Source organism: Mycobacterium sp. 852002-53434_SCH5985345 (assembly GCF_001667155.1).
Taxonomy (GTDB): Bacteria; Actinomycetota; Actinomycetes; order Mycobacteriales; family Mycobacteriaceae; genus Mycobacterium.
The window spans coordinates 28,604-55,420 of sequence record NZ_LZIE01000072.1; the positions used below are offsets into that span (position 1 = coordinate 28,604).

General features: G+C 67.0%; 28 protein-coding genes, 1 tRNA gene and 1 pseudogene. 12 read left to right on the top strand and 18 right to left on the bottom strand.

Annotated elements, in window-relative coordinates; translation table 11 throughout:
- Positions 1-13: 13 nt before the first annotated feature.
- The 4 genes from A5756_RS17360 to A5756_RS17375 form a co-directional block, all read right to left on the bottom strand.
- A complete protein-coding gene (locus A5756_RS17360; protein WP_066954892.1) occupies positions 14-763 on the bottom strand; it encodes an SDR family NAD(P)-dependent oxidoreductase in 750 nt (249 codons plus the stop codon).
- Entirely contained in the window at positions 760-2,001 is a 1,242-nt protein-coding gene (locus A5756_RS17365; protein WP_066954895.1) for an MBL fold metallo-hydrolase, read from the bottom strand. The genes A5756_RS17360 and A5756_RS17365 overlap by 4 nt, the downstream gene beginning before the upstream one ends.
- 18 nt (positions 2,002-2,019) lie before the next feature.
- Entirely contained in the window at positions 2,020-3,282 is a 1,263-nt protein-coding gene (locus A5756_RS17370; protein ID WP_066954898.1) for a sulfotransferase, read from the bottom strand.
- A gap of 70 nt (positions 3,283-3,352) precedes the next feature.
- Positions 3,353-3,739: a DUF2237 family protein gene (locus tag A5756_RS17375; protein WP_066954901.1), complete on the bottom strand. Its 387-nt coding sequence runs from the start codon at positions 3,737-3,739 to the stop codon at positions 3,353-3,355.
- A 200-nt stretch (positions 3,740-3,939) separates the two neighbouring features.
- On the opposite strand from A5756_RS17375, the gene A5756_RS17380 reads away from it, so the two are divergent.
- From A5756_RS17380 to A5756_RS26720, 3 genes are all read left to right on the top strand, one after another.
- Complete coding sequence (locus A5756_RS17380) at positions 3,940-5,073, top strand: 1,4-beta-xylanase (RefSeq protein WP_066954904.1); 1,134 nt, start codon at positions 3,940-3,942, stop codon at positions 5,071-5,073.
- A gap of 80 nt (positions 5,074-5,153) precedes the next feature.
- Positions 5,154-6,791: a DUF4185 domain-containing protein gene (locus tag A5756_RS17385; RefSeq protein WP_066954906.1), complete on the top strand. Its 1,638-nt coding sequence runs from the start codon at positions 5,154-5,156 to the stop codon at positions 6,789-6,791.
- A 33-nt stretch (positions 6,792-6,824) separates the two neighbouring features.
- Entirely contained in the window at positions 6,825-7,352 is a 528-nt protein-coding gene (locus tag A5756_RS26720) for a hypothetical protein (protein ID WP_369828672.1), read from the top strand.
- Positions 7,353-7,463: 111 nt separating this feature from the next.
- Here A5756_RS26720 and A5756_RS17390 read toward each other — a convergent pair whose 3' ends face one another.
- The 4 genes from A5756_RS17390 to A5756_RS17405 form a co-directional block, all read right to left on the bottom strand.
- Positions 7,464-7,943 (bottom strand): CAP domain-containing protein, encoded by a 480-nt coding sequence (locus A5756_RS17390; protein ID WP_197505792.1) that lies wholly within the window; start codon positions 7,941-7,943, stop codon positions 7,464-7,466.
- A gap of 153 nt (positions 7,944-8,096) precedes the next feature.
- Positions 8,097-8,186: transfer RNA gene (locus tag A5756_RS17395), tRNA-Ser, on the bottom strand.
- 29 nt (positions 8,187-8,215) lie between these two features.
- Positions 8,216-8,674, bottom strand: coding sequence for a nucleoside deaminase (locus A5756_RS17400; RefSeq protein WP_066954981.1), 459 nt, complete (start codon positions 8,672-8,674; stop codon positions 8,216-8,218).
- A 20-nt stretch (positions 8,675-8,694) separates the two neighbouring features.
- Positions 8,695-9,216, bottom strand: a complete 522-nt coding sequence (locus tag A5756_RS17405) for a tRNA adenosine deaminase-associated protein (RefSeq protein ID WP_066954912.1) — start codon at positions 9,214-9,216, stop codon at positions 8,695-8,697.
- Positions 9,217-9,347: 131 nt separating this feature from the next.
- Here A5756_RS17405 and A5756_RS17410 point away from each other — a divergent pair, with 131 nt between their 5' ends.
- Positions 9,348-10,292, top strand: coding sequence for a prephenate dehydrogenase (locus tag A5756_RS17410; protein ID WP_082959056.1), 945 nt, complete (start codon positions 9,348-9,350; stop codon positions 10,290-10,292).
- Here the strand turns inward: A5756_RS17410 and A5756_RS17415 are convergent.
- The 5 genes and pseudogenes from A5756_RS17415 to A5756_RS17435 all read right to left on the bottom strand — a co-directional run bounded on the left by A5756_RS17415 (position 10,255) and on the right by A5756_RS17435 (position 14,298).
- The gene (locus A5756_RS17415) at positions 10,255-10,851 is read right to left on the bottom strand and encodes a putative glycolipid-binding domain-containing protein (RefSeq protein ID WP_156659610.1); all 597 of its coding nucleotides are present in this window, start codon (positions 10,849-10,851) and stop codon (positions 10,255-10,257) included. The two genes, A5756_RS17410 and A5756_RS17415, sit on opposite strands and share 38 nt — an antisense overlap.
- A gap of 4 nt (positions 10,852-10,855) precedes the next feature.
- Positions 10,856-11,565 (bottom strand): annotated as a pseudogene (locus tag A5756_RS17420) (ABC transporter permease).
- Positions 11,562-12,248: an ABC transporter permease gene (locus tag A5756_RS17425; RefSeq protein WP_066954921.1), complete on the bottom strand. Its 687-nt coding sequence runs from the start codon at positions 12,246-12,248 to the stop codon at positions 11,562-11,564. Before A5756_RS17425 ends, A5756_RS17420 begins: the two are co-directional and overlap by 4 nt.
- Before the next feature lie 14 nt (positions 12,249-12,262).
- Positions 12,263-13,354 (bottom strand): ABC transporter ATP-binding protein, encoded by a 1,092-nt coding sequence (locus A5756_RS17430; RefSeq protein WP_066954924.1) that lies wholly within the window; start codon positions 13,352-13,354, stop codon positions 12,263-12,265.
- Positions 13,351-14,298, bottom strand: a complete 948-nt coding sequence (locus A5756_RS17435) for an ABC transporter substrate-binding protein (protein ID WP_066954927.1) — start codon at positions 14,296-14,298, stop codon at positions 13,351-13,353. Before A5756_RS17435 ends, A5756_RS17430 begins: the two co-directional genes overlap by 4 nt.
- Positions 14,299-14,398: 100 nt before the next feature.
- On the opposite strand from A5756_RS17435, the gene A5756_RS17440 reads away from it, so the two are divergent.
- The gene (locus A5756_RS17440) at positions 14,399-14,746 is read left to right on the top strand and encodes a lipopolysaccharide assembly LapA domain-containing protein (protein WP_066954930.1); all 348 of its coding nucleotides are present in this window, start codon (positions 14,399-14,401) and stop codon (positions 14,744-14,746) included.
- Positions 14,747-14,749: 3 nt separating this feature from the next.
- Here A5756_RS17440 and A5756_RS17445 read toward each other — a convergent pair whose 3' ends face one another.
- Both A5756_RS17445 and A5756_RS17450 read right to left on the bottom strand, forming a co-directional pair.
- Positions 14,750-15,796: a phosphotransferase family protein gene (locus A5756_RS17445; protein WP_066954933.1), complete on the bottom strand. Its 1,047-nt coding sequence runs from the start codon at positions 15,794-15,796 to the stop codon at positions 14,750-14,752.
- Between the two features lie 9 nt (positions 15,797-15,805).
- Complete coding sequence (locus A5756_RS17450; RefSeq protein WP_066954937.1) at positions 15,806-16,414, bottom strand: histidine phosphatase family protein; 609 nt, start codon at positions 16,412-16,414, stop codon at positions 15,806-15,808.
- A gap of 104 nt (positions 16,415-16,518) precedes the next feature.
- On the opposite strand from A5756_RS17450, the gene A5756_RS17455 reads away from it, so the two are divergent.
- The 6 genes from A5756_RS17455 (at position 16,519) to A5756_RS17480 (ending at position 21,982) form a co-directional block, all read left to right on the top strand.
- Positions 16,519-17,178, top strand: coding sequence for a class I SAM-dependent methyltransferase (locus A5756_RS17455; RefSeq protein ID WP_066954940.1), 660 nt, complete (start codon positions 16,519-16,521; stop codon positions 17,176-17,178).
- Between the two features lie 62 nt (positions 17,179-17,240).
- Positions 17,241-18,287 (top strand): phosphotransferase family protein, encoded by a 1,047-nt coding sequence (locus tag A5756_RS17460; protein ID WP_066954944.1) that lies wholly within the window; start codon positions 17,241-17,243, stop codon positions 18,285-18,287.
- A 1-nt stretch (position 18,288) separates the two neighbouring features.
- The gene (locus tag A5756_RS17465) at positions 18,289-19,053 is read left to right on the top strand and encodes an SDR family NAD(P)-dependent oxidoreductase (protein WP_066954947.1); all 765 of its coding nucleotides are present in this window, start codon (positions 18,289-18,291) and stop codon (positions 19,051-19,053) included.
- 42 nt (positions 19,054-19,095) lie between these two features.
- On the top strand, positions 19,096-20,403 hold the full coding sequence (locus A5756_RS17470; protein ID WP_066954950.1) for an acyl-CoA dehydrogenase family protein: 1,308 nt from the start codon (positions 19,096-19,098) through the stop codon (positions 20,401-20,403).
- The gene (locus tag A5756_RS17475) at positions 20,400-21,011 is read left to right on the top strand and encodes a TetR/AcrR family transcriptional regulator (protein ID WP_066954953.1); all 612 of its coding nucleotides are present in this window, start codon (positions 20,400-20,402) and stop codon (positions 21,009-21,011) included. Before A5756_RS17470 ends, A5756_RS17475 begins: the two co-directional genes overlap by 4 nt.
- Positions 21,011-21,982, top strand: a complete 972-nt coding sequence (locus A5756_RS17480; RefSeq protein WP_066954956.1) for an NADPH:quinone oxidoreductase family protein — start codon at positions 21,011-21,013, stop codon at positions 21,980-21,982. The genes A5756_RS17475 and A5756_RS17480 overlap by 1 nt, the downstream gene beginning before the upstream one ends.
- On the opposite strand, the gene A5756_RS17485 is transcribed toward A5756_RS17480, so the two are convergent.
- Complete coding sequence (locus A5756_RS17485; RefSeq protein ID WP_066954959.1) at positions 21,972-23,843, bottom strand: alkyl/aryl-sulfatase; 1,872 nt, start codon at positions 23,841-23,843, stop codon at positions 21,972-21,974. The two genes, A5756_RS17480 and A5756_RS17485, sit on opposite strands and share 11 nt — an antisense overlap.
- Positions 23,844-24,020: 177 nt before the next feature.
- Here A5756_RS17485 and A5756_RS17490 point away from each other — a divergent pair, with 177 nt between their 5' ends.
- On the top strand, positions 24,021-24,497 hold the full coding sequence (locus A5756_RS17490; RefSeq protein WP_066954962.1) for a lipoprotein LpqH: 477 nt from the start codon (positions 24,021-24,023) through the stop codon (positions 24,495-24,497).
- On the opposite strand, the gene A5756_RS17495 is transcribed toward A5756_RS17490, so the two are convergent.
- Positions 24,490-26,007 (bottom strand): cell wall metabolism sensor histidine kinase WalK, encoded by a 1,518-nt coding sequence (locus tag A5756_RS17495; protein WP_066954988.1) that lies wholly within the window; start codon positions 26,005-26,007, stop codon positions 24,490-24,492. The genes A5756_RS17490 and A5756_RS17495 overlap by 8 nt on opposite strands.
- Positions 25,985-26,689 (bottom strand): response regulator transcription factor, encoded by a 705-nt coding sequence (locus A5756_RS17500; RefSeq protein WP_066954966.1) that lies wholly within the window; start codon positions 26,687-26,689, stop codon positions 25,985-25,987. Before A5756_RS17500 ends, A5756_RS17495 begins: the two co-directional genes overlap by 23 nt.
- Positions 26,690-26,817: the final 128 nt, after the last annotated feature.

The following is a 26,817-nucleotide window of genomic DNA, read 5'->3' on the forward strand; positions in this document are numbered from 1 at the left end:
CTTCCCTCGTGTCTCAGACGCAGTCCGACGCGGCGTCGATGACGAACACCGCGCCGCTGGTGTAGCTACTCTGCTCGGTGCACAGGAAGGCGATGGTCGGGGCGATCTCCCCGACCGAACCGAAACGGCGCAGCGGGATGTGCGCCAGTTCGGACTCCACCAATTCGGCCGAGCCGTGCATGGGCGCGGTCATCGGGGTGTCGATCGCGCCCGGCGCCACCGCGTTCACCCGGATTCCCTTACCGGCCCATTTGACCGCGAGGTTCCTTGTGATGCAGACGATCCCCGCCTTCGCCGCACCGTATCCGGGCACCAGGGGAACGGCCCGCAGCGCAGACATCGACGCCAGGTTCACCACGCTGGCGCCGCCCGCGGCGGTCGACGCCTTCAGGGCGCGGTAGAGCCCGACCGTCAACCGGTACGGCCCGGTGAGGTTCAGCGCGACCGAGGCCTCGAACCCATCGGGCCTGGATTCGTCAAGGCCGCCAGGGAAATTGGCGCCGGCGTTGTTGACCAGTACGTCGAGCCGGTTGAACTTGTCCGCCAGCGCGTCCACCGAATCCGGGTCGCTGATCTGGAGCTGGTGATAATCCATGCCGGACAGGTCAACTTCGTAGTCGTCCGCCGCCGGTTTGGTTCCGGTGATGGCGACGCGGGCGCCGGAGTCGCGGAACAACACGGCGGTCGCGTGCCCGATCCCGCTGGTGGCGCCGGTGATTAGGGCCGTGGTCCCGGTGAAGTCGAAGCTGACGCGTGCCGTCATGAGTTCCTCGCTATCTGGTTTCTCAGCCAGGCGGTTTCCCAGAAGTTCGTGCTGCCGGCGAGAAGTTCTTCGTGGGCGTCCCGAAGCACGTCCCGGGCCCCGGCATGGTCCGACGGAAGAAGCTCGGCGAGGTGGATGGCCTGCAGCGGGCGCCCGTCGGCGAGGTGTGCCCGCGCCCGGCGCACCAATGCGTCGGCTCCGGCCAGTTCGACCACGTCGGCCGCGACGGCGTCGAACCCGACCGGATAGAGCTCGGTGGTTGACTCGTGGTGAAACCAGCCGGAGTAGTTCTCCCAAATGGCCCGCACGTCCCAGGCCACCTTTCCATAGCCCTGTCCTACTTCGTATTCCGCGGGCAAGGCGATCTCGCGCATCAGGGTCCGGACATCCTTGCCGGCGTTCATCCCCTCGACGGTCTGATCGTGGACGTACCGGATCGCGTCGCGCAGCCGGGTCAGTTCGGCGTAAATCAGCTCGGCCCCGGCTATCGGTTCGAAATGACCGGTCACCAGGAGGTCGGCCCGCAGGTCGCGCACCCGCTCCACGGACGCGCTGGCCGTCAGCGCGTCGCGGTACCGGTCGCCACGGATGGTGACCAGGTTGGGAATGTGCCCAAAGAGCGGGCCGAAGACGTTACCGCACAAACATATACGCTCATCCGGCAGCCACACCACCAGTGAGTCGGTGGTCTCGCCGCCGGGCACCGAGATCAGCTCCATCCGCCGACCGGCGACCTCCAGGGTCAAGGTGTCCTCGAAATCGAGGTCGACGACGGGAACGCTTTGGCCGGCCAGCCGGCTACTCCCCAGCCGCCGCTGAACGGCTTGGATACCGGTCGCCAGGGTGTCCTTGAACGCGAAGGCGCTACGGCTGGCGCGATACGGAATGAGGCGCTCGTTGTCGTCGCGCCACAGCGTCCAGTTGGCCTGCGCGACGACGGTGGTGTCGGGGTCGCGCACGCTGTCCAAACCACCGACGTGGTCGACATGGCCCTGCGTGAAGATGATGTAGCGCACGGGCGAGGGGTCGACGGCGTCGAAGTTCGCCCGATGCACCGGGCCCTCGAAACCCATGCCGGTGTTGACGATCACCCGTCCCTCACGGGTGGTGAGTAGGTAGGAATTCGACAGCCCCGGTGAGACCCACAGACCGGGCGCGATCTCCTCGGCCCGTTCGGCGGCCGCGGGGCGCATGGCGTCCGCCCCGGGCCTGTTGCGGTAGACCGGTTCGAAATTCATCGATGTGTCGCCTTCCGGTTAGCTCTCGGCAAGGACGTCGAACCTGTCGAAGTAGAAGTCGAATCGTCGGCGCAGCTCGTCGGCCGTGACGCCGAAGTGTTTTTGCAGGTCGTAGTGGATGCGGCCGTGTTTGCCGCGCGGATTGCCGCCCAGGTATTTCTGGAAGCGCGTCCGCACCTTCGGCGGCAGGTCGACGCCACCGCATTCGTAAAGCCTTTCAAGCAGCTGCATTTCGTTGCCGTTCAGCTGGTGGAAGCTGACGTCGATGCTGCGTTCGGCCGGGACGAGATCGCGGTCGCGCACGCACGCGCTGAGCAACCGGTGCACCCGGTCGCTCCAATAGTCCAGCAGCCAGTCTGGCTCGATGCTTGTGCGCCGCAGCCGATCGGAGTAGGCCATCATCGTGATCGCCGACTGGATAACCGCGACGGGATCGCGGTGCGTGAAAGCCACGGTAGCGTCCGGAAACGTCGCCAGGAGCGGGCCGAGCTGCTCGCAGTGCTGCGGGCTTTTCAGGACCCAGGTCCGCGGACCGCGCAGGAAGGTCAGCGCCTGCAGAACCTTTCTCAGGTATGCGTAGTGCCGGGTTTGATCCAGGCTCAGGTAGTAGTCGCGCCAATCCGGCACGCGGGCATGCCATTCCAGGACGTAGGCGGCCACATCGAGGTCGAGCAGTTCGACTTCTTCCTCGATCGCCTCGGGGAATCGGTCGTGCATGGCGGCGACCACCGGAGCACTGGCCATCAACGCGTCGTGCTCGGATTTGGCTCGCGCATAACGGGGGTCGACCCCGAGGATGTCCGGCCCCTGACCGCGGGCCGGAATCGGCTCCTGGCTCTCCCAATACGGCAACGCCCTCCGGCGCGGGTCGGCGGCAATGAGATTCACCAGATGCGTGGTCCCCGAACGCGGCATTCCGACGACGATGAACGGACGCTCGATCGGGATGGCTTCGATCTCGGGGTACCGCTTGAGGAGCTCGGTCAGGGACAACCGGTTGCGCAGCAACCGTACGACGCGTTGTCGCAACGACGAGCGCGTGAGCTGGCGCAGACCCTCGTCGGCTTCGATCGCGGCGATGTGCGCGGCGAGCCGATCACCGAAGCCGTCGACATCGTCAAGGTCGTCGACTCCGGCCTGCTCGACGGCCTCCGCGAGCATCCGGTCGATGTCGAAGTCGACGTGTTTGGCCTCGGTGAATTCCAGGATCTGGCGTTGGACGTCGGTCAGCCTGGGCGCGGTCAGGTCGTCGAAGTCGATCTCGTCAACGGCAGAGCCCACCGGATCCTCTTTTCGACGTGTCGTCGAAGAGAAATATGACACAGACGTCAGGTGTCGATCTGCTGTGGTCCTACAGGTTCGCCAAGTCGTCGGGCACGTCGACCTTGTGCTCCTCCAGCGCCTCGAGGGGCACCACCTCGAGGGTGCGCTCGTGCGTGGAGGCCAGCACCACGGGTGCCGCGCAGCCATCCTGGTGCGCCCGCAGCCAGTTCAGCGCCGTGACGCACCAGCGATCGCCGGGCAACAGGCCCGGGAACCGGTATTCGGGAACCGGTGTCTGAAGGTCATTGCCGATGGAACGCTGGTGCTCGAGGAACTCCGTGGTCATGACCGCACAGATCGTGTGCCGGCCGAGGTCCTCGGGGCCGGTCGAGCAACAGCCGTCACGGTAGTACCCGGTCACGGGTTCTGTGCCGCACGGTTCCAGCGGGCCGCCTAACACGTTTCGATCGGGCACGGGTTCAGTATTGCGCTCCCGGGGGTGAAGTTTGAAGTAACTTTGCCGTCTCCGCCGGGGCAAATTTGTCCGGCTGCGGTGCGGGTGGGGCGGCGTGAGTGCGGGCGCCAGTGACGAACCGATAACAATTCCCACGTCAAGCTGGCGCGACGCGCTGAGCAAATCCCGGGGAAATCGCCGGGAAAATTTATCGTCACATCGTGCAACGAAGAACGGCCCTCAAGCTGCCACTTCTGCTGGCAGCCGGCACCGCGCTGGCGCGAGCGCCACGCGCCTCCGCGGAGGAACCGGGTCGGTGGCCCGCCGACCGCGCCAACCGGTGGTATCAGGCGCAAGGTTTCCTCGTCGGATCGAATTACATCACCTCCAACGCCATCAACCAGCTGGAGATGTTTCAGGCCGACACCTACGACCCGCGGCGCATCGACGCCGAGCTCGGCTGGGCCAGGTTCTACGGGCACAACACCGCCCGGGTGTTCCTCCACGATCAGCTGTGGGCGCAGGACCAGCGCGGCTTCCAGACGCGCCTTGCGCAGTTCGTCGACATCGCCGCGCGCCATCGCATCAAACCGCTGTTCGTCTTCTTCGATTCGTGCTGGGACCCGGCACCCAAGGCCGGTCGACAACGCGCGCCGCGGCCGGGCGTGCACAACTCCGGCTGGGTGCAGAGCCCGGGGGCCGAAAGGCTCGGCGACCCCCGCTACGCCGGCGTCATGCGCGACTACGTCACCGCGGTGTTGACCCAATTCCGCAGCGACGACCGCATTCTGGGCTGGGACTTGTGGAACGAGCCGGACAACCCCGCGCGGCAGTACAGGAGCACCGAGCGCAGTGATAAGGATCAGCTGGTCGCCAACCTGCTTCCCCAAGTGTTCCGCTGGGCGCGCGCGGTTGATCCCAGTCAGCCGCTCACGAGCGGCGTGTGGCGCGGCGACTGGGGACAACCCCAGGGCCGCAGCGCAATCAGCGACATCCAGCTCGCCAACGCCGATGTCATCACGTTCCATTCCTACGCCGAGCCCGCGGGCTTCGAGTCCCGGATCGGCGACCTTGCCCCCCTGGGGCGGCCGATCCTCTGCACGGAGTACATGGCCCGGCCCCGGGGCAGCACCGTGGAGGGAATCCTCCCGGTCGCCAAGCGCCACAACGTCGGCGCCATCAACTGGGGTCTGGTCGCCGGAAAGACCCAGACCTACTTTCCCTGGGAATCGTGGGACCACCCGTACACCGCGATCCCCAAAGTCTGGTTCCACGACCTGCTCCGGCCCGACGGCCGGCCCTTCCAGGACACCGAAGCGCTGACGACCCGAAAACTGGCCGGCAGCCAAGCCTGAGCGGGGCTGTTCGGTTAGCCGAATTTGCCGTTGACCGCCACTTTTGCGGTAGTAGGGTTGAGCCGCAGAAGGGGGCGGCGGTGACTCTGACTCATCTGAGCGAACCAGAGCTGATCGCCTCGGGCGGGGGCGACCCGTGGGCGATCAACCAGAGCCTGCAGGCGGGTAGCCCGTTTCAAATCTCAAGCCTGGCCGAGGCGTTTCATGCCGCGGGCCGACACACCGCCGAAGCCGACCATGCCTTCCAGATAGCCCAGAAGCGCTTTGCCGAGTCGTGGAACCACCAGAACGGTGACAACCCGATCAACGACTCCGCCGAAGTTCAGCGAGTGACGAAATCCCTTGGCGCGCAATCGGAGCAGTTGCCCAAAATCGGCGCTGACTTAGAGAACATCGCGGCCGCGTTGGCCGATGCGCAGAAGCAGGGTGCCGCCGAGATTGCCACCTTGGACCATCAGCTGCAGTTTCTCGACAAGCTTTATGGCGCCGCGCAAGCGGATCTGCGGGATCCGAGCCTTCCGCCGAAGGAGGTAGCAAAGCTGCACATGATCATGGACGCAGCCCACGCCGACGCTGTGGATGACGTCCGTGACGCGGTGAAGCAGATGAATTCGATCCGCAACGCCTACTCCGACACGCTGCATAAAGCGCTGGGCTCGTTGCACACCGAGGGTTACGATCCGCCCGCGAACATCGACGACACGCTCGAACAGCCGTTACGGGGCGAGGTTAGAGATCTCGGACCCGTCGCCGGCACTGGTGCCGTTCCTGGCATCCCGGGAATCGGCGCGGCAGATCTTGGTGAGATCGTCGAGGTGCCCGGACAGCCGGGGAAATTCCTTGCGATCTTCGGTGATTCGTTTTCCGGCAACAAAGTTGGCGAAGGTGATCATTATCGATCAGTGGCCGTCCCGGTGACCTTCGACGCCGACGGACGCCCGCACTTCGGCGCGCCGTTGACCGGAGCGAAGGATAGCGGCCATGAGCTATTTCCTATCCCAAACGAGGCGGCGGGCGTCACTGACACCCTGCCTGCAGGGACTATAACTGCAGGCGGAAAAACATACATGATGGTGACGGGTACTAAGGGGGATCTCCAACCGGTCGCTTCATGGTTGGTGGAAGTCAATGGCGACCCGGGCAAGGGGTGGACCATGGTGCCGAATTCATTGCGTGCGGCGGGAGACGCCCCCAGTCAGGTCAGCGGTTACAAGGGGTCCGACGGCAAGGTCTACATCGCGGCAGATTCCTTCGACCGCAGCCGAGGCGTCACCATGTACCGCGCAGATCCTGACAAAGTGTGGGACCGCGGCAGTTGGCAACCTTGGACTGGCAAAGATTGGGGAACTCCGGTGGACCGTCCCGTACAAGTAACTAACGATCGCTACGGTGAGCTCAGCTTTCGCGAGATCGGCGGCAAACCTGTCCTGTCTGGTTTCAATGTGGATGCGCATGGTGGAAGTGTTGAGGTACGTATCGGTTCGAGCCCGACTGGTATCTTCAGTCCAGACGTAAACCCGACCATGGTTGTCCAAAACGGCGACAGGACCGCTGCAAACTACATGCACCAGCCGTACGGGGGATATATATTGCCTGGCTCGACGCTTGATAACCTCAGGATGTTTGTCAGTGAATGGAACACATCCAAGGGACCCGATCACCAGCCGGTCGGTGCTCCATACGATACCCGCGAATTCCAATTGAATCTCCACCAGTGATCCATAACTTCCTTCGTTGCGGACTTCGATAGGATGAAGACGGTGCTATTAAATCTGTTCCGGGTCACCGGTTTAGCGGGCGCCACTTTATTAGCAGCTTGCGCGGCGCATGCCGACGGACCCAAGTTTCCCGACCTGAGTAAATATGCTGTCGCAGCACCCGCCGACTACACGATCGACGTTCCTAATCCAGGACGGCCACCGCTAGCGACAGTTTACTTCCTCACACCTGACGGTATAGTTTGCAATTTTTTGCCCGACCAAGCGCAGTGCAGTGGAAATAATTTCCCGGCGATACCTCCCGCCACTGGCAACACCAATGCCAGTCGCGCTGCGGTGAATTGGATAGGAACTACGACAGGGTTGAAGCAAACCAACGAGGGGGAGCCGTCTCGTGTGATCGATGACCAACCCATCAAAACGCTTCCTCCGTTTCATTCCCTTTCCGTGAATGGGTTCACGTGCGGAGTCGACAACTCCGGAATGACCGCCTGCAAGGACCCGCAAGGCCGTGGGTTTGTGCTGTCGCCGCACGGCTCGGGTTGGCTGCCCCATGTGTAGACGCCGCCTAAGCGGCATCTCACTGGATACATCGCAATGCGGCACGACGATCCTTCGAAGCATTAGACAGCATCCCGTTACCGTCACCAACCGAGATTGAATAGCAAGGACCTAGGAGGCCGCGAAGTCTCCCACCGCAGTCATCTTGTTGCCGTCAGAGGCGGTGGCGAATCCGGCCGCGGTGAAAGCACAGTTGACGATGATCCCCCGGTGTGGAGGACTCTGCATCCATGAGTCGACGGCCTGGGCGGGAGTCCCGGCCGATCCGGTGCCCCAAAATACGATCTCGCCGGTGGCAGGGGCCCTGGTGTAGCCGGCATCAGCGATACGCGTCCGCGGCGATGAGCCGTCGGAACCGATATGGCCGCTTAAACCGGTGCGCAGCATGTCTTCGGCGTGGCGCTGCGCTGCCGCCCTCAACCGGGGATCATCTGCGAGTGGCCCACACGGCTGACGAAGCCCGTTGACGCCGCTATACAGCGCCGCACCGGAATCGTCTGCGCGCGCGACGAATTCACCAACCGTGCCCGGCATCGTAGTGAGGACGCAACAGCAGGAGAGGATGGCGACGATCTCTACTTTCTTCGTCATGTGGCCTCTTGCCGCGCGCATCGAATTTGTCCGTGAATAAATGCTAGCCACCATCGACCGAGATTGGCCGAAAATCGTCTTTGCTAAACCGACACGCGGGATCCGCGTGAGAACGCAGGGGCGGCCCCCACCCGCGATAGCAGGTGAAGGTGTTGGCGGTGGCGGAGGGATTTGAACCCTCGGACGGTGTTAGCCGTCACACGCTTTCGAGGCGTGCTCCTTAGGCCGCTCGGACACGCCACCGCCGAGCAGCTTACCGAACCCTGAGCCCCTCACCCCAATCGCTGGCGGGCGAAGAAGGCCTCCAGCGGTGCGGCGCACTCTTCGGCGAGCACGCCGCCGCGCACTTCCGGGCGATGGTTGAGCCGCCGGTCGCGGACCACGTCCCACAGCGATCCCACCGCTCCCGTCTTCGGTTCCCACGCGCCGAACACCAGCCGGCCGACGCGGGCCAGGACCAGCGCGCCGGCACACATGGTGCACGGTTCGACGGTGACCGCCAGCGTGGCGCCCTCCAGGCGCCATCCGTCGCCGAGCACGCCGGCCGCGGCCCGCAGCGCCAGGATCTCGGCGTGCGCAGTGGGATCGCCCAGGGCTTCGCGGGCATTGACCGCACGGGCGAGCTCAGTTCCGTCGGCCGCGACGACGACCGCGCCGATGGGCACGTCGCGGGGACCCGCCGTCGCGGCGACCGACAACGCGGTACGGATCAGATCTTCGTCAGCGATCACCGACCGGCCAGCGCTTGCGATCACCGACCGATGCGGTCGATCACCGCCGACAGCTGGTCGGCGAAGCCCATCTCCCGGGCGATGCGGCCGAGCTGCTCGTCCGCGTACAGGTCGGCCTCGTCGAGGATGACGCCCAGCACCGCCTCGGGCAGCCCGATATCGGAGAGCAATCCCAGGTCACCCTCTTCGAACGGGTCGGAATCCTCCAGGTCCTCGGGGTCGATGTCGGCGTCCAGCTTGTCCAGCACTTCGGCGGCGATGTCGTAGTCCAGCGCGGCGGTGGCGTCCGAGAGCAGGAGCCGGGTCCCCGACGGCGCGGGGCGCACGATCACGAAAAACTCGTCATCGACGTCGAGCAGCCCGAACACGGCGCCGGCGCTGCGCAATTCCCGCAGCTCCGTCTCGGCGGCCTTGAGGCTCAGCAGCGATTTGCGGGCCATCGGGGAACACCGCCACTGGCCCTCTTCGCGCACGACAGCTACGCCGAAACCGTCCGGCGTATCGGCGGACAGGCCTTGGGCTGGGGCCCGTTGTGCTCCCATGGCCGCTTACGGTAGTCGCAGACCAGGCCCCCTGACCAGATGGAGCGAAACCGCGGCGACATCTTGACGCACCGCCGCCGCCAGATTGTGCCAACCTTAGGTCTGTGGCTAGCCCTGTTTCTCAAACCCCGGTGTGCGTGCTCGGGCTGGGGCTGATCGGGGGTTCGATAATGCGGGCCGCCACGGCGGCAGGCCGCGAAGTGTTCGGCTACAACCGGTCGGTGGAGGGCGCAAAAGAAGCCGCCGCCGACGGCTTCGACGCGACCACCGACCTGACGGCGACGCTCACCCGCGCCGCCGACACCGGCGCGCTGATCGTCCTGGCCGTCCCCATGCCGGCGCTGGCCGGCATGCTCGCCCACATCGCCGAACTGGCCCCGGCCTGCCCGTTGACCGACGTCACCAGCGTCAAACGGGCCGTGCTCGACGAGGTTGTCGCGGCCGGCCTGCAGGAACGATTCGTCGGCGGTCACCCGATGGCGGGCACCGCCCATTCGGGCTGGGCCGCCGGCCACCCGGGCCTGTTCACCAGGGCGCCGTGGGTGATCAGCGTGGACGATCACGTCGACCCGGTGGTGTGGTCGATGGTCATGACGCTGGCCCTGGACTGCGGCGCGGTGCTGGTCCCGGCCAAGTCCGACGATCACGACGCGGCGGCGGCCGCGATCTCGCACCTGCCGCACCTGCTCGCCGAGGCGCTGGCGGTCATCGCCGGGGACGTCCCGCTGGCGTTCGCGCTGGCCGCCGGATCGTTCCGCGACGGGACGCGGGTGGCCGGCACCGCCCCGGACCTGGTGCGGGCGATGTGTGAGGGCAACTCCGACCAGCTGGTGCCGGCCGTCGACCGGATGATCGAGTTGCTGAGCCGGGCCCGCGAGTCGCTGGTCGCGAACAACTCGGTGGCCGAGCTCGTCGAGGCCGGCCACGCCGCCCGCACCCGCTACGACAGCTTTCCGCGTTCCGACGTCTTCCACGTCATCATCGGCGGTGAGAACTGGCGCGAGGAGTTGGCCGCCGCGGGCCGGGCGGGCCGCGTGATCAGATCCGCTCTGCCAAGCCTGGATAGTCGACGATGAAGCCCTCGTCGTCGACGCTCACGACGGTGTCGGCGACCGGGGAGTGCAGCTTGATGCCGTCGTGGCCGCCCGTGCTGGTGTAGCTCACGAGGTCCGCGGTGATCGCCATGTCGGGCAGGTTGATGTAGACCACCGGCAGTGTGACCGAGTCCGGTCGCTCGTGCAGGCCGAGCCGCCGAATGGGCAACGCGTTGAAGAACGGGCTGAAGACCACATCGCAGTCGAGCGCGCTGTTGTACGACGCTCGGCGCTCGCCCTGATGGTCGGTGACCAGCCACATGTTCTCTTCGTCACGGGCGATGGACAGCACGCGCTCCCGTTCGGCGAGGGTGACCGTCATCCCCAGCCGCTTGGTGGCGCCGGTCTCATCGGTTTGCAGGTCGTAGTACGCACCGAATGCCGGGTTGGTGGCGGTGGCGGCAGCGACGATCCGGCCGTTCGCCTTGATCCTCTTGCCGGACACCTGGATTCGTACCGATTCCATCCGGGAGACGTCCTGGGCGCGCCAGGTCAACATTGCCTGCCACACGCGCCGAGGATCAGAGGGGTCTGCGTTCACTCACCTACCGTAAGACGTGCGGGCGAACCGCGGCAGGCCTGTCGAGTAAGTGTGGCGAAGTCGTCCGGTGCCCGGCACCGACGCCCACACCACCAATGCGAGCAGCCCGTCCAGCGCCAGCGCCAACGCGGCCACCATCAAGGCACCGACCAGGGCAAGGTGGAACTCTCGCTCCTTGATTCCGTCGATCAGGTATCGGCCCAGCCCGCCGAGGCTGGCATAGGCCGCAACCGTGGCGGTGGCGACCACCTGAAGCGTCGCGCTGCGCAACCCGCCCAGGATCAACGGCAGCGCGTTGCGCGCCTCCACCCACAGCACCTGCGCCTCGGTCATGCCCATCGCCCTGGCCGCGTCGACCACTGTCGGCTCCACGTTGGCGATTCCCGCGTAGGTGCCGGCCAGCAGCGCCGGGACGCCCAGCAGCATCAGGGCGACCAGCGGCGGCCCCATCCCCAACCCGAACAGCAACGTCCCGAGCAACAGCACGCCCAGCGTCGGCAGCGCGCGCAACCCGTTGACCATGCCGACCACCAGCACCGTGCCGCGGCCGGTGTGCCCGATGATGAGACCGGCCGGGACGGCGATCAGGGCCGAGGCGCCCACCGCGACCGCCGTGTACTCGAGATGCTCCAGGACGCGCGCCGCGAGCCCGACCGGGCCGGTCCAGTTGCCGGCGGTCATTAGGTAGGAGATGGCGCCCTGCACGAAGTTCATCGCGCGCCACCCACTATCGGGGCCACCACCGACCGTCGACGCGGCGAGCGCCCGGCGCGCTCCCACGGCGTGGCCAGGCGGCCGGCCACCACGATCAACGCGTCGATGACGACGGCCAGCACGAAGAGCGCGATGATGCCGGCAAGGATCTGATCGCTCTTGTTCGTCTGGTACCCCTCGGTGAACCAGGTGCCCAGGCCGCCGATGCCGATCACCGAACCCACCGAGACCATCGCGATATTGGTGACGACCACCACGCGCAACCCGGCGACCAGGACCGGAACAGAAAGCGGCAGTTCGACTTTCAGCATGCGGGTGATCGGCGGGTAACCGACGGCGGTGGCGGCGTCGCGCACCTGGGCCGGCACCGCGTCCAGCGCCTCGAGCACCGCCCGCACCAGCAGGGCCGCGGTGTAGGCCGTCAGCGCGACCATGACGTTCGCCTCATCGAGGATGCGGGTCCCGATGACCATCGGCAAGACCACGAACAGCGCCAGCGACGGAATGGTGAACACGACACTCGCGGTCGCCGTCGTCAGCCGGCGGGCAACCGGTACGCGTTGCACCGCCGCGCCCAGCGGGACGGCGAGGGCCAACCCGATCAGCACCGGCACCAACGCCAACCGCAAATGGACGATGGTCAGCGCCCAGGCGTCGTCGAGGTGGGTGAGCAGGTAGTGCATATCTGTTCCCCCGGTCACGTCTTTTTTCGGGTTTCCGCCGCGGCCAGCACGTCGTCGGCCAGCACACCGCCGATGACTTTGCCGCCTTCGTCGACCGCGAGGCCCACGCCCGACGGCGACGACAGCGCCGCGTCCAGCGCGTGGCTGAGGTTCCCGCGGGGACGGAACAACGAGCCGACGCCACTCATGCTGTCCGACAACGACGCACCCGCGCGATGCCGGCGCAGGCCTTCGGAATCGATCCAACCCATCGGCGCGCCCGCGCCATCCACCACCACCGCCCAGCCGTCCGCGAGGGCGGTGTCGGCGAGGTCGTGCGCCGGGATGCGTTGCACATCATGTACCGGCAAGCCGGCCGCGTCGATGAGTTGCAACCATCGATATCCGCGGCCGAGACCGATGAACCTCGAGACGAAATCGTTGGCAGGGCGCGACAGCAACCGCGTGGGTTCGTCGTACTGCTGCAACGTGCCGGCCCGAAAGACCGCGACTTTGTCCGCGAGCTTGAGTGCCTCGTCGATGTCGTGGGTGACGAACACGATGGTCTTGTGCAATTCGCTTTGCAGACGCAGGATCTCGTTCTGCAGGTCAAGCCGGACCACCGGGTCGACGGCCGAGAAGGGCTCGTCCATCAACAAGACGGGGGGATCGGCGGCCAGCGCACGCGCCACGCCGACGCGTTGTTGCTCACCACCGGACAACTGCGCCGGGTAGCGGGTGGCCAGCTTCGTGTCCAGCCCGACGCGTTCGAGCACCTCGTAGGCGGCGGCCCGAGCCGCCCGGCGGGACTGCCCCTTCAGCACCGGAACCGTTGCGACGTTGTCGATCACCCGCAGGTGCGGCATCAGCCCGGCATGCTGGATGACATAGCCGATCCCGAGGCGCAGCCGCACCGGGTCCAGGCTGGACACGTCCACACCGTCGACGGTGATGGTGCCGGACGTGGGCTCGATCATGCGGTTGACCATGCGCAGCGCCGTGGTCTTGCCGCTGCCCGACGAACCGACGAAGACGGTCAACTTCCCGTTCGGGATCACCAGGCTCAACCGGTCCACCGCGGTGGTCCCGTCGGCGAAGGACTTGCTGACTTTGTCGAAGACGATCATGGGCCGACCGGATGATCGAAGCCGTTGTTCCGCAACCAGTCCCGGGCGGCCTGGTCGGGATCGACACCGGAGTTTCCCGCCACCGCGGCGTTGAGCCCGGCCACGCCGGGAGTGGTCAGCTTCGCCGACACGGCGTCCAGCACCTCCTTGAGCCGGTCCGACTTCTTCTGCGAATTGACCAGCGGCACAATGTTGCCGGCCAGGAAGTTGTGCTCCGGGTCTTCGAGCACCACCAAATGGTTCTGCGGGATTGCGGGCGAGGTGGTGAAAACGTTGGCGGCGTTGACCCTCCCCTCCACCAGGGCGCGCACCGTCACCGCGCCGCCGCCGTCGTTGATGGCGACGAAGTTGCCCGGCCTGATGTCGAGTCCGTACTTCTGCCGCAACCCGGCCAGGCCGGAGGGCCGGTTCGCGAAGGCCGACGGCGCCCCGAACCTCACGTCCGCCGAATGCGCCGCCAGGTCCGCGATTGTCGTCAGATTCCACGAATTAGCGGTCCCGCCTGTCACCGTCACGGTGTCGGTGTCGGTGGCCGGCGAGGGCGTCAGGACGGCCAGGTCGCCGGGCAGCCTGCGGTCGAGCTCCAATTCGACGGCGTCGAGCATGGTCGCCGTCGACTCGGGCGCGAAATAGAGCAGCAGGTTGCCGATGTACTCCGGCACCAGATCGATGGAATGGTCCTTCAGCGCCGGGATATACGTCTCCCGACTGCCGATCCCCATCCGCCGGCCGACCTCGAATCCGTTGGCCTGCAACGCTTGTGCATATATCTCGGCGATGATCTGCGATTCCGGGAAGTCGCCGGACCCCACGACGATGGATTTGGGGCTGCGGACCTGGGCACCCAGCGGGTCGGAACTGCTGCACGCCGCGAGAACGCAGATCGCCGTGAGCCACACGGCCGCTTGGATGATCGCGCGGCGCGCGCGCGACGGCATCCCCATACCGCCGACACTAACCTCAGAGTCGCCCGCGCGCCGGGACCCAGCGGGCCGGTTGCCCGGTTTGGTTTCATTCTGTGCCGGATGGGACAAAGATGACCCTATGAGCAGCCATCCCCCTGCCTCGCCCAGCCAGCCGCCCCCCAAGCCCCCCGCGACGCCCAAGCCGGGCGCGGCGCCCAAGGAACCCGCGATCGGGTTCACCCGCGCCGGCGCGCTGTGGTCGTCCCTGATCGGCGGCTTCCTGATTCTGATTCTGCTGCTGATCTTCATCACCCAGAACACGGCGGAGACGCCCTTTACGTTCTTGGGCTGGCACTGGCGCCTGCCGCTGGGCGTGGCCATCCTGCTCGCGGCGGTGGTCGGCGGGCTGATCACGGTGGCCGTCGGCACCGCGCGAATCCTGCAACTGCGCCGCGCGGCCAAGAAGCATCACGCGGCGGCGCGCTAGGGCCTAACGGGGGAGCTTGGCGAGCTCCGCCAGCCCGCGCGAGATCAGCGGGGCCACGACCTCCGGCATGTTGTCGGAGTCCATGCCGCGAGCCTGGTCCGACATCCGCCGGCGGAAGTCGATGCCGGCCGCGATGATGGCCAGCTTGAAGTAAGCCAGGGCCATATAGAACTCCCAATGCGCCAGCGGCAAGCCGGCGACCAGCGAGTACCGGTCGGCCAACTCGTCGGCCGTTGGCAACAGCGGTGACGTCCAGGCCGCCTGCGCATTGACGATCAAATCCAGCGCCGGGTCGCGGTACACGCACATCAGGGCCGCATCCGACAGCGGGTCCCCCAGGGTGGACAGCTCCCAGTCGACGACGGCGCGCACCTTCGTCGGGTCGTCGAGGTCCAGGATGGTGTTGTCGATCCGGTAGTCGCCGTGCACGATCGACGTGCGGCTTTGCTGGGGAATGGCCTGTTGCAGACCGGAGTGCAGGCGCTCGACGTCGGCGTCGCGGCGGTCGTCGGGCAGCCGCACCAACGCCCATTGCGAACCCCACCGCCGCACCTGTCGCTCCAGGTAGCCGCTGGGCTTGCCGAAATCGGCCAGCCCCACGGCCTCGGGGTCGACGGAGTGCAGGTCGACGAGGACCCGGATCAGCGAATCGACGCAGCCCTCGATGACGGTGTGGCTGAGGGCTTCGAGCTGGGCGCGACGGCGCACCACCTGGCCGGCGACGAATTCGACGATCTGGAACGGCGCGCCCAGCACCGAGTCGTCCTCGCACAGCGCGATCGCGCGCGCCACCGGAACCGGTGTGTCGCGCAGCGCGGCGACGACTCGGTACTCACGGGCCATGTCGTGCGCCGACGGGGTCAGGCCGTGCAGCGGCGGGCGCCGCACCAGCCAGCTGGTCTCGTCGTCGTAGACGCGGAAGGTCAGGTTGGAACGGCCACCGGAAATGAAGTCCGCGCGCAGCTCACCGTCGCGTCCGATGCCGAGCGAACGCAGGTACCGATCCAGCGAGGCCAGGTCGAGGCCCTCGAGTTGGTCAGCTGAAGTCACCGAACTTGTTTACCACCTCTGATTTCGCGGCAGCAGGTCCCACACGTGCTCGACTCCGTTGACCCCCGCCACTGTCGCCTGACCGGATCGCGAGAACAGCAGCCGGGTGACCGACGCGTAGTCGACGGGGAACGACAACAGCCGGGACGTCCCCAGAATCTGGTGCAGCAGGACGTTGATCACACCGCCGTGGCTGAACACCGCGACCGTGTCGTCGGGATCGACGGAGGCGACGAGGTCGTCGACCGCCGCGCGCACCCGGGCGAGAAACGCGTCCTCGTCGACCGCGGTGGGCAGGTGGCCCTGGGCCAGGCGCGCCCACTCCTCGGGCATTTCCTCGCGGATCTGCTCGACCGGGATGTACAGCGGAAGGTCCCGGTCGTATTCCGCGAATCGGTCGTCGACCTCGACGGTGAGATCCCGCGCCGCCGCGACCGGTTCGGCGGTCTGGATTGCGCGCCGCTGGGGGCTGCTCACCACCCGGGAGATGGGAAACCGGTCCAGCGCCTTGGGAAGTCGCTCGATCTGTGCCAGCCCCTCGTCCGACAGGTCCGGGTCGGAGCCCTCGCCGTGTTCGCTGCGCAGCGGCAGCGCGTGCCGGACCAGAAGCAATTGCATGGGTGTGTTCCTGTCTGTGGTTGAGCGCGACGTGTTCATTCAAAGCATGCGGACCGGCCCGCGCAAAATAGGGCTCAGACAAATGCCGACCGCGAGGAGGACGAATGACCGAGCCGAGCAGGGATTGGGATGTGGCGTACCGGCAGGAGACGCCGCCACCGTGGAGCATCGGCCGGCCGCAGCCCGAGCTGGGGGTGCTGATCGACGAGGGCAACATCCGAAGCGATGTGCTGGACGCCGGTTGCGGTCATGCCGCGCTGTCGCTGGCCCTCGCCGCGCGGGGGTACACCGTGGTGGGCCTGGACAGCAGCGCCACCGCCATCCAGGCCGCTGCAATGGCGGCCGCGGAACAAGGACTGACCACGGCGACTTTCGCGCAGGCCGACGTCACGAACTTCCGCGGCTACGACGGCCGCTTCTCCACGATCATGGACAGCGGGCTGTTTCATGCGCTGCCGCCGGAGAAGCGCCAGGACTATCTGCAATCGATCCTTCGGGCCGCCGCCCCGGGAGCGGGGCTGTACATCTTGGCCTTTGCCACCGGCGCGCTGGGCGACGCCGACCACGGCGGACCGCGCGGCTTTACCGAAACCGAGTTGCGCGAGGTGGTCTCGACGCTCTGGCGGGTCGACGATCTGCGCCCGGCCAAGGTCTACGGCAACGCGGCCCCGTCCTCCGACGGGCCGCTGGCACATCTGGAGCACGACGATGAAGGACATTTCATGGCACCCGGGTTTCTGCTCACCGCGCACAAGCCGGACTGAGCCGAAAAGCCGAAGGTCGACGCCGAGAATGCTATTCTCCGCACAGAGAGCGGGGTGTGCGGATGACGACGGTAGGTCAGGACCGACTGGACGCGGGTGTTCTCGCCCGCTGGCTGGATGCGAACGGTGCGCCGGGCGACGGTGAGGAGCCGCGGCTGGAGCAGCTGAAGGGCGGTTCGCAGAACACGCTGTATCTGCTCGACCGCGGCGGCGAGCGGATGGTGCTGCGGATGCCCGGCGCCCGCGCCGATGCGGCGCGCATCGACGGCTTGCTGCGCGAGATCCGGCTGGTGCGTGCCCTGTCCGGCACCGACGTCCCGCACGCGGCGCTGATCGCCGCCGACGACACCGGCACCGTGCTCGGCATGCCGTTCTACGTCATGCAGGCCATCGACGGGTGGAGCCCGATGGACGGCGGGTGGCAGCCGCCGTTCGACACCGACCTGGACGCCCGCCGCGGGCTGGCCTTCCAGCTCGTCGAGGGCGCGGCGAAGCTGGGGCGGGTGGACTGGCGGGCTCAAGGTCTGGACGGCTTCGGCCGCCCAGACGGATTTCATGAGCGGCAGGTCGACCGCTGGCTGACCTTCCTCGACGCCTACAAGGTGCGCGACCTACCGGGCCTCGACGAGGCCTCGGAGTGGCTGCGCAACAATCGGCCCACGCATTACCAACCGGGCATCATGCACGGCGATTACCAATTCGCCAACGTGATGTTCGCCCACGGGGAGCCGGCGCGGCTGGCCGCGATCGTGGACTGGGAGATGACGACGGTCGGCGACCCGCTGCTGGACCTGGCGTGGTGCCTGCTGGGCTACGACGGCGAAAAGCCGCGCGCCGACGGGTTCTATCTCGACATGAGCGGCATGCCCACCCGCAGCGAACTGCTGCGGCACTACGAGGCGGTCAGCGGGCTTTCCACCGAAAACATCGACTACTACCTGGTGCTGGCGAATTGGAAGCTCGGCATCGTGCTGGAAAAGACCTACGCTGCGGGGGTGCACACCGGAAAGGTCGACCCCAAGGTCCAGGACGCCTTCGGGACGATGATCCCGCAGCTGATCGCGACGGCGGCCGCACTCGCGCGCTCCTTGCCCTCCGGGGGTCGGTGAAATGGGTTACGCGGACCGGCTTTTCGATCTCACCGAGCGGGTCGTGCTGGTCACCGGCGGCAGCCGCGGACTGGGCCGCGAGATGGCGTTCGCCGCCGCACGCTGCGGCGCCGACGTCGTGATCGCCAGCCGCAACATGGACAACTGCGTGACCACGGCCAAGGAGATCGAGGCGGAAACGGGGCGCTCCGCCATGCCCTATCAGGTGCACGTCGGGCGCTGGGATCAGCTCGACGGCCTGGTCGAAGCCGCCTATGACCGATTCGGCAAGGTGGACACGCTGATCAACAACGCCGGCATGTCCCCCCTGTACGACAAGCTGACCGACGTCACCGAGAAACTGTTCGACGCGGTTCTCAACCTCAACCTCAAGGGGCCGTTCCGGTTGTCGGCGTTGGTGGGTGAGCGGATGGTCGCGGCAGGCGGCGGGTCCATCATCAACGTGAGCACCGCCGGGTCGCTGCGCCCCACTCCCGACATCGTTCCCTACGCCGCCGCCAAGGCCGGCCTCAACGCCATGACCGAGGCGCTGGCGAAGGCATTCGGTCCGTCGGTGCGGGTCAACACGCTGATGGCCGGACCCTTCCTGACCGACGTGAGCAAAGCCTGGAATCTCGAGGCGGCCCACGGCAAGCCGTTTGGCCACCTTGCACTGCAGCGCGCCGGAGACCCGGGCGAAATCGTCGGGGCCGCACTGTTTTTGGCGTCGGACGCCTCCAGTTTCACCACCGGGTCGATCCTGCGCGCCGACGGTGGAATTCCCTGACGCGGCGATCGCAAGCGCGACTGAACGAGTAGGAGCATTCGAATGTCTTGGGACTTCTCCACCGAACCGGAATTTCAGCAGAAAATCGACTGGGTACGCGACTTCGTCCGCGAAGAGGTCGAACCCCTCGAGGTGCTGTTCCCGGGTTGCGAGTTCCTGCCGCTGAACGACGAGCGTCGCCGCATCGTCGATCCGCTCAAGCAGCAGGTGCGCGACCAAGGCTTGTGGGCACCGCATCTGGGCCCCGAACTGGGCGGCCAGGGTTTCGGCGCGGTCAAGCTGACGTTGATCAACGAGATTCTGGGCCGCAGCCCGTGGGCGCCGATCGTGTTCGGCACGCAGGCGCCCGACACCGGCAACGCCGAGATCATCGCCCGCTTCGGAACGCAGGAGCAAAAGGACCGCTACCTCGCCGGCCTGCTGTCCGGAGAGATCTTCTCGTGCTTTTCGATGACGGAGCCGCAGGGCGGCGCCGACCCGCGAGTGTTCCGGACGCGCGCGTTCCGCGACGGCGACGACTGGGTGATCACCGGGCGAAAGTACTTCTCCTCCAACGCCTCCGTCGCCTCGTTCTTCATCGTCGTCGCGATCACCGACCCGGACGTGCCCGTGCACCGCGGCGCCTCGACGTTCCTGGTGCCGGCCGGTACCGACGGGTTGACCATCGAGGCCACCCACCACCTGGTCGGCGCGCTGCCGCACGAACCCGGGCATTCCCTGGTGCATTACGAGGGCGTCCGGGTGCCGTCGGACGCGCTGTTGGGCGAACCGGGCCAAGGCTTCATGATCTTGCAGACCCGGCTGGCCGGGGGGCGGTTGCACCATGCGATGCGGTCGATCGGGGTGGCCCAGCGCGCGGTGGAGATGATGGCGCGCCGCGCGAAAAGCCGTTTCACGCAGGGCAGCTCGCTGGCCGACAAGCAGCTGGTGCAGGCGTTCATCGCCGACTCCTACACCGAGCTGATGCCGTTCCGGCTGGCGGTGCTGCACGCGGCGTGGCTGATCGACACCGCCGGGGAGCATGCGGCCCGCGCCGAGATCGGCGCCTGCAAGATTCTGGCGTCTCAGGTGCTGAAATCGATTGGACTGCGCGCTATCCAGGTGCACGGCGCGCTGGGCACCACGGACCAACTGCCGCTGGTCAACGTGCTGCTCGGCGGGGTGGCCCTCGGCCTGGCCGACGGGCCGACCGAGGCCCACAAGGTCAACCTGGCCCGGCTGCTGCTCAAACACTACGAGGCCGAAGACGCCGAGTGGCCGAGCGAACTGCTGGACATCCGCCGGGAGGCCGCACGCACCAAGTACGGCGGCCTCGTCAATCATGTTCCGGCGTTGCCCGATTCGCCGTGAGCAGCAGGGTGACCGCGGCGGTCGAGCGGGCGCTCGACGACCGCCAGCGGGAGGCTACCGAAGAGGTGGAGCGCATCCTGGCCGCCGCGGTCCGTGTCATGGAACGGGTCGCGCCGGAACCTCCGCGGGTGAGCGATATCGTCGCCGAGGCCGGTTCCTCGAACAAGGCGTTCTACCGGTATTTCGCCGGTAAGGACGATCTCATCCTGGCCGTCATGGAACGCGGCGTGGCCATCGTCGTGTCCTACCTCGAGCACCAGATGGCCAAGGAGCGCGAGCCCCGCGATCAGGTCGCCCGCTGGATCGAGGGCACGTTGGCACAGGTGGCCGACCCGCACCTGATCAGCCTGAGCCGGGCGGCCGCCGGACAGATGTCGGCCGGCGCGAATTGGCGTGCGGCGGATCAGGAGATGATGCGGCCGCTACGCGATCTGCTCGTCGAACCCGTTGCGGCGCTGGGAAGTGGCGATGTCGAGCGCGATGTCGAGGCCGTGTTCAGTTGCACCGCCGCGACCATGCGCCGATACGTGGGGTCGGCCGACCGGCCCAAGTCCGACGACATCGCACACCTGGTGGAGTTTTGTCTGCGCGGTCTGGGGGTCAGTTGATGCGCGCCGTGGTCTGCCGTACCTACGGCACTCCGGAAGATCTGGTTGTCGAGGACGTCGACGACCCCGTTCCGGCCCCCGGGCAGCTGCTGGTGCGCGTGCACGCCGCCGCGGTCAATTTCCCCGACGTGCTTTTCATCGCGGGCAAGTATCAGGTGAAGATTCCGCCGCCGTTCATACCGGGCAACGAGATCGCCGGCGAAGTGATCGCCGCCGGTGCCGGCGCGCCATTCCAGCCAGGGCAGCGAGTTTCGGGAACCACCTTCGGTGCGTTCGCCGAATTGGCGCTGCTGGACGCGAGCCAGGCGGAGCTCGTGCCCGACGACGCCGACTTCGCGTCGGCCGCCGCCGTCGGCGTGACCTACCGCACCGCGTACCACGCACTGCGATCGACCGCCGCAGTGGCAGAAGGCGATTGGGTCGTGGTGCTGGGCGCCGCCGGCGGTGTCGGGCTGGCCGCGGTCGACCTGGCCGTCGCCATGAAGGCACGGGTGCTGGCGGCCGCCTCGAGCCCGGAGAAGCTCGAGCTGTGCCGGCAGCGCGGCGCCGAGGCGACCGTCGACTATGACCGCGAGGACTTGAAATCGCGCATCCGCGAGCTCACCGGCGACGCCGCCCGGGTGATCATCGACCCGGTCGGCGGGCATTATGCGGAGCCGGCGCTGCGCGGGCTCGCGCGCGGAGGCACCTTTGTCACCCTGGGCTATGCCGCGGGCGCAATACCGGCCATCCCGCTCAATCTCATTCTGCTCAAGGACATCTGTGTGCGCGGCATGGAGATCCGCACCTTCATGACCGACCACCCCGACGAGGCCATCCGCGACATGCGGGAGCTGTCGGAGATGTTCGCCGATGGCACGATCCGGCCGTACATCGGCGCGCGGTTCCCCTTGTCCGAAACCGCCGCCGCGCTGCGGCATGTGGCCGACCGGAAGGTGTTGGGCAAGGTCGTGATCGACGTCACGGCGTGACGATGTCGAAGCTCGGGTCGGGTTGGTCCAGCACGCCCAAGAAGGCCTGCAGCGCCGCCTGATCACCGGAGATGTCCAGGCCGGCCGAGGTGAAGTCGCCCAGCGCCGCCGTCAGCAGCCGAGACTTGCTGTCCAGTTGGACCGTAACGGTGGCGGTTGCGGGTTCAGCGGCCACCTTGCGGTGAACGAGGACCCCGTTCCGCAGCGTGAGCCGGTAGTTGGCGGCGAGATCAGCGAAGGCGATGTCGATCGTGAGGTCCAGATCCCAGCTGCGCGGCCCGTCGACCCGGACGGCGAGGCCGTCGAAGATCTGTTCCGGGGTCAGCTGGGCCAGCATGCTCGGCGACACCTGCGCCGCGGTGCCGAAGTTGCCGTCGCGCAATTCCGTTGCCCCACTGAGGAAGAAGTTGCGCCACGTGGCGTTCTCGGCACCGTAGGCCAGTTGCTCGAGCGTGTCGGCGAACAGCGCCCGGGCACCGATATGCCCGCTCTCGGTGAAGATCGCGTGATCCAGCAGCGTTGCCGCCCAACGAAAGTCACCGGCGTCGAACGCCGTTTGGGCCAGCTCGACGACCCGGTCGATTCCGCCCATCGCCGCCACGTAACGCGGTGCGAGGGCCTCGGGCGGATGCGGCCACAGTCGGGCCGGGTTGCCGTCGAACCAGCCCATGTAGCGCTGGTAGACGGCCTTCACGTTGTGGCTGACCGACCCGTAATACCCGTGGGTGTGCCAGGCGCGCTCGAGCGCCGGGGGCATTTGGAACATCTCCGCGATCTCGACCCCGGTGTAGCCCCGGTTGAGCAGTCGCAGTGTCTGGTCGTGCAAGTAGGCATACAAGTCGCGCTGCAGCGACAGGAAGTCGACGATGCTCTCCCGCCCCCAGGTGGGCCAATGATGGGAGGCGAACACCACGTCGGCGCGGTCGGCGAAGGCGTCGATCGCTTCGGTGAGGTAGCCGGACCAGGCGTGCGGGTCGCGCACCAGGGCACCGCGCAGGGTCAGCAGGTTGTGCAGGTTGTGGGTGGCGTTCTCGGCCATGCACAGCGCGCGGAATCGCGGGAAGTAGAAATGCATTTCGGCGGGCGCCTCGGTGCCGGGCGCCATCTGGAACTCGATCTCCACGCCGTCGATGATGTGCTTCTCGCCGGTCTCGCGGATATCGATGGTGGGGACGATGATCGCCACCTCACCGGTGGACGGCGCCTGGCCCAGCCCGCAGCCCACCTGGTCCCGGGGCCCGCGGGGCAGCAGCGTGCCGTACATGTAGGTCGCCCGGCGCGTCATGGCCGGGCCGGCGTAGACGTTCTCCTGGACCGCATGCTCGACGAAGCCCTCCGGCGCGAGCACGGCCACCGCGCCGGAATCCACATCCTCCTGTGAGGTGACGCCCAGCACGCCGCCGAAATGGTCGACATGGCTGTGGGTGTAGATGACCGCGACGACGGGACGGTCGCCCCCGCGGTGTGCGCGATACAGCGCCAGTGCCGCCGCCGCGACCTCCGTGGACACCAGCGGGTCGATGACGATGATGCCGGTGTCGGTCTCGACGAACGTGATGTTGGAAAGGTCGAAGCCACGGACCTGGTAGATGCCCGGAACCACTTCGTAGAGGCCTTGTTTGGCCACGAGCGTGGACTGCCGCCACAGGCTGGGGTGCACCGACGGCGGGGCGGGACCACCGAGGAAGGAGTAGGCGTCGTTGTCCCAGACCACGCGCCCGTCGGCCGCCTTGATCACGCATGGGGACAGGGCGGCGATGAATCCGCGATCGGCGTTGTGAAAGTCCGCGTCGTCATCGAAAGGTAGCGCGTGCGCGCGATGCGCCGCCTCGATGACCGCGGTGGGGGGTGTGCGCTCCACGCCAATACATTGCCACCAACGCACCCTTTCGCGAGGCGTTGCGGCGCAACTTGTCAGGTGGCCGACGAAGACAGGAACAATTAATCGGAACCGTAGGTGTTCGGCTCAGTTAACCCGCATACTGCCCCAGACGGCCCTCAATGCCGAGGGTCGCAACTTTCGGGCAAAGGAGAACATGTGAAGCGTGGACTGATGGTCGCGGTGGCCGGAGCGGCAGTTCTGGCCGCCGGAATTTCCGGCTGTTCCAGCAATAAGTCGAGTTCGGGCGGTTCGGGCACCAGCTCCGCGGTGAACACCTCGGCGGGCGCTGCCAGCGGAACCAAGGTCCTCATCGACGGCAAGGACCAGAACGTGAGCGGCTCCGTCGTGTGCACCACGGCCGGCGGCAACACCAACATCGCGATCGGTGGCGCAGCGACCGGGATCGCCGCCGTGCTCACCGACGCCAACCCGCCCCAGGTGAAGTCGGTCGGGCTGGGCAACGTCAACGGTGTGACGCTGGGCTACACCTCCGGGACCGGCCAGGGCAACGCCTCCGCCGAGAAGAACGGCAACAGCTACAAGATCACCGGGACGGCCACCGGGGTCGACATGGCCAACCCGATGCAACCGGTGAACAAGCCGTTCGAAATCGACGTCAATTGCTCTAGCTAGCTGAGGACGCGGGCGGTTGCCACCCGTTGAGTGGCAACCGCACCGTGAACTCGGTATGGCCGGGCGAGCTGTCCACGGTGATGGTTCCGTTGTGAGCCTTGACGACCGCGGAGACGATCGCCAGACCCAGCCCGGTGCTGCCCCCCTTGCGCGAGCGCGAGGTATCGCCGCGGGCGAACCGCTCGAACACTTCCGACTGAAGCGCCGCCGGGATGCCGGGGCCGTTGTCGATGACCTGCAGCACGGTGTCCGCCGGCTCGGTGCTCAACCGGGTGGTCACGACCGTGCCGGCGCCGGTGTGCAGGCGGGCGTTGGCGAGCAGGTTGGCCAACACCTGGTGCAGCCGGGCCGCATCACCGGTGATGATCACGGGTTCCTCGGGCAGGTCGAGCTCCCACTGATGGTCCGGCCCGGCGACATGCGCGTCGTTGACCGCGTCGACCGCCACCCGCGACAGATCGACCGGCTCGCGTTCCAGCGGCCGGCCTGAGTCCAGCCGGGCAAGCAACAGCAGGTCCTCGACCAGGCGCGTCATTCGTTCGGTCTCGGAGGCCACGCGGCTCATCGCGTGCTCCACCGCCTCCCGGTCGTCACCCATGCGCTGGGTCAGTTCGGTGTATCCGCGGATCGCGGCCAGCGGCGTGCGCAGCTCGTGACTGGCGTCGGCGACGAACTGGCGGACGCGGGTCTCGCTGGCCTGCCTGGCCGACAGCGCGGCCGCGATGTGGTCGAGCATCCGGTTGAGGGCGGACCCGAGTTGGCCGACCTCGGTCGAGGGGTTGGCGTCGGATTCGCGCACCCGGAGCGGGAGTTCGACCTCACCGCGGTCCAGCGGCAGGTCGGCCACCCTGCTCGCGGTCTGCGCGACGCGGCGCAGCGGCGCGAGCGCCCGCCGGATGATGACGACCCCGGCTATCGTCGCGGCCGCCAGCGCGATCACGGTGACGATGCCGAAGATGATCAGCATCCTGATCAGGGTGGCATCGACGTTGGCCATCGAGAGCCCCGTCACGATGGTGTCGCCCCCGTTTCGGCTCGGGGCGGCGACCACCCGATAGCGGCCGAGGCCATCCAGGTCCACCGTGACCGGCACGCGGCTGTCGGCGATCCGCTCCAGTTGGTCCTGGGCGGTCGGGGTCAGCGCGGCCCGGGTGCCGCTACCGGTCAGATAGCCGGCGCCGACCGTTTTGCCGTGGTTGATCACCGCGGCCACCATGCCCGCCGGCTGACCGGGGGCGTCCAGGAATCGGGGGCCGGGGCCCGGCCGCGGGTAGTAGGAGTGCTCGCGCCGCCAGCCCGGACGGTTCGGTTCGGGGTACATCAGCGCCGAACGGAACGACGTGCCGGCGAGTTGCCCGTCGAGCTGCTTGACCAGATGGTGGTTCAGCGCCAGCTCGGTCACCGCGGTGATGCCGACGCACACGATGGCCAGCACGACGATCTGCCCGACAAGCAACCGCAGCCGCAGGGACCAGGCCCGCCCCGGGTCAGCGAGCCGGCTTGAGGACATAACCCGCGCCACGCAGCGTGTGGATCATGGGGTCGCGGCCGTTGTCGATCTTCTTGCGCAGATAGGAGATGTAGAGTTCGACGATATTGGACCTGCCGCCGAAGTCGTAGCTCCACACCCGGTCGAGGATCTGGGCCTTGCTCAGCACGCGCTTGGAGTTGCGCATCATGAATCGAAGCAACTCGAACTCGGTGGAGGTCAAGGCGATTGGCTCGCCGGCACGGGTGACCTCGTGACTGTCCTCGTCCAGCACCAGATCGCCGACCACCAGCTGCGCGCCGCTGTCCACCGTCGTCACTCCGGTGCGTCGCAGCAGCGCCCGCAACCGCAGCACCACCTCTTCGATGCTGAACGGTTTGGTGACGTAATCGTCGCCGCCCGCGGTCAACCCGGCGATGCGGTCTTCCACGGCGTCCTTGGCCGTCAACAGGAGCACGGGCAGCTGCGGGGTCTCTTCGCGCAACTTGTGCAGGACATCGAGCCCGCTCATATCGGGGAGCATCACGTCGAGGACGACCACGTCGGGGCGTTGGGCGCGGGCGGCGGCGATGGCCGACGCCCCGTCGCTCGCGGTCGCAATGTTCCAGCCCTCGTAGCGCAGCGCCATCGACACCATTTCGGCGAGCACCGACTCGTCGTCCACGACCAACACGTTGATCGGGTTGCCATCGGCACGACACATGACTACCCGCTCGACGGAGGATCGGGGCTGGGTCACAAGATCCAGTATGCGCACCGCGCTGAGCCGCCGCGCTTCGCTGGCACACTGCCGAATTCACCCGTCGCCAATGTTTAGACACAAGTCGAATC

Bases quoted from the DNA above. Each gene is read 5' to 3' on its own strand.
- A5756_RS17360 (WP_066954892.1), bottom strand. From the start codon at position 763: ATGACGGCACGCGTCAGCTTCGACTTCACCGGGACCACGGCCCTAATC.
- A5756_RS17365 (WP_066954895.1), bottom strand. From the start codon at position 2,001: ATGAATTTCGAACCGGTCTACCGCAACAGGCCCGGGGCGGACGCCATG.
- A5756_RS26720 (WP_369828672.1), top strand. From the start codon at position 6,825: ATGAAGACGGTGCTATTAAATCTGTTCCGGGTCACCGGTTTAGCGGGC.
- A5756_RS17390 (WP_197505792.1), bottom strand. From the start codon at position 7,943: ATGACGAAGAAAGTAGAGATCGTCGCCATCCTCTCCTGCTGTTGCGTC.
- A5756_RS17405 (WP_066954912.1), bottom strand. From the start codon at position 9,216: ATGGGAGCACAACGGGCCCCAGCCCAAGGCCTGTCCGCCGATACGCCG.
- A5756_RS17425 (WP_066954921.1), bottom strand. From the start codon at position 12,248: ATGCACTACCTGCTCACCCACCTCGACGACGCCTGGGCGCTGACCATC.
- A5756_RS17430 (WP_066954924.1), bottom strand. From the start codon at position 13,354: ATGATCGTCTTCGACAAAGTCAGCAAGTCCTTCGCCGACGGGACCACC.
- A5756_RS17435 (WP_066954927.1), bottom strand. From the start codon at position 14,298: ATGGGGATGCCGTCGCGCGCGCGCCGCGCGATCATCCAAGCGGCCGTG.
- A5756_RS17440 (WP_066954930.1), top strand. From the start codon at position 14,399: ATGAGCAGCCATCCCCCTGCCTCGCCCAGCCAGCCGCCCCCCAAGCCC.
- A5756_RS17450 (WP_066954937.1), bottom strand. From the start codon at position 16,414: ATGCAATTGCTTCTGGTCCGGCACGCGCTGCCGCTGCGCAGCGAACAC.
- A5756_RS17455 (WP_066954940.1), top strand. From the start codon at position 16,519: ATGACCGAGCCGAGCAGGGATTGGGATGTGGCGTACCGGCAGGAGACG.
- A5756_RS17460 (WP_066954944.1), top strand. From the start codon at position 17,241: ATGACGACGGTAGGTCAGGACCGACTGGACGCGGGTGTTCTCGCCCGC.
- A5756_RS17465 (WP_066954947.1), top strand. From the start codon at position 18,289: ATGGGTTACGCGGACCGGCTTTTCGATCTCACCGAGCGGGTCGTGCTG.
- A5756_RS17470 (WP_066954950.1), top strand. From the start codon at position 19,096: ATGTCTTGGGACTTCTCCACCGAACCGGAATTTCAGCAGAAAATCGAC.
- A5756_RS17480 (WP_066954956.1), top strand. From the start codon at position 21,011: ATGCGCGCCGTGGTCTGCCGTACCTACGGCACTCCGGAAGATCTGGTT.
- A5756_RS17495 (WP_066954988.1), bottom strand. From the start codon at position 26,007: ATGTCCTCAAGCCGGCTCGCTGACCCGGGGCGGGCCTGGTCCCTGCGG.
- A5756_RS17500 (WP_066954966.1), bottom strand. From the start codon at position 26,689: ATGTGTCGTGCCGATGGCAACCCGATCAACGTGTTGGTCGTGGACGAC.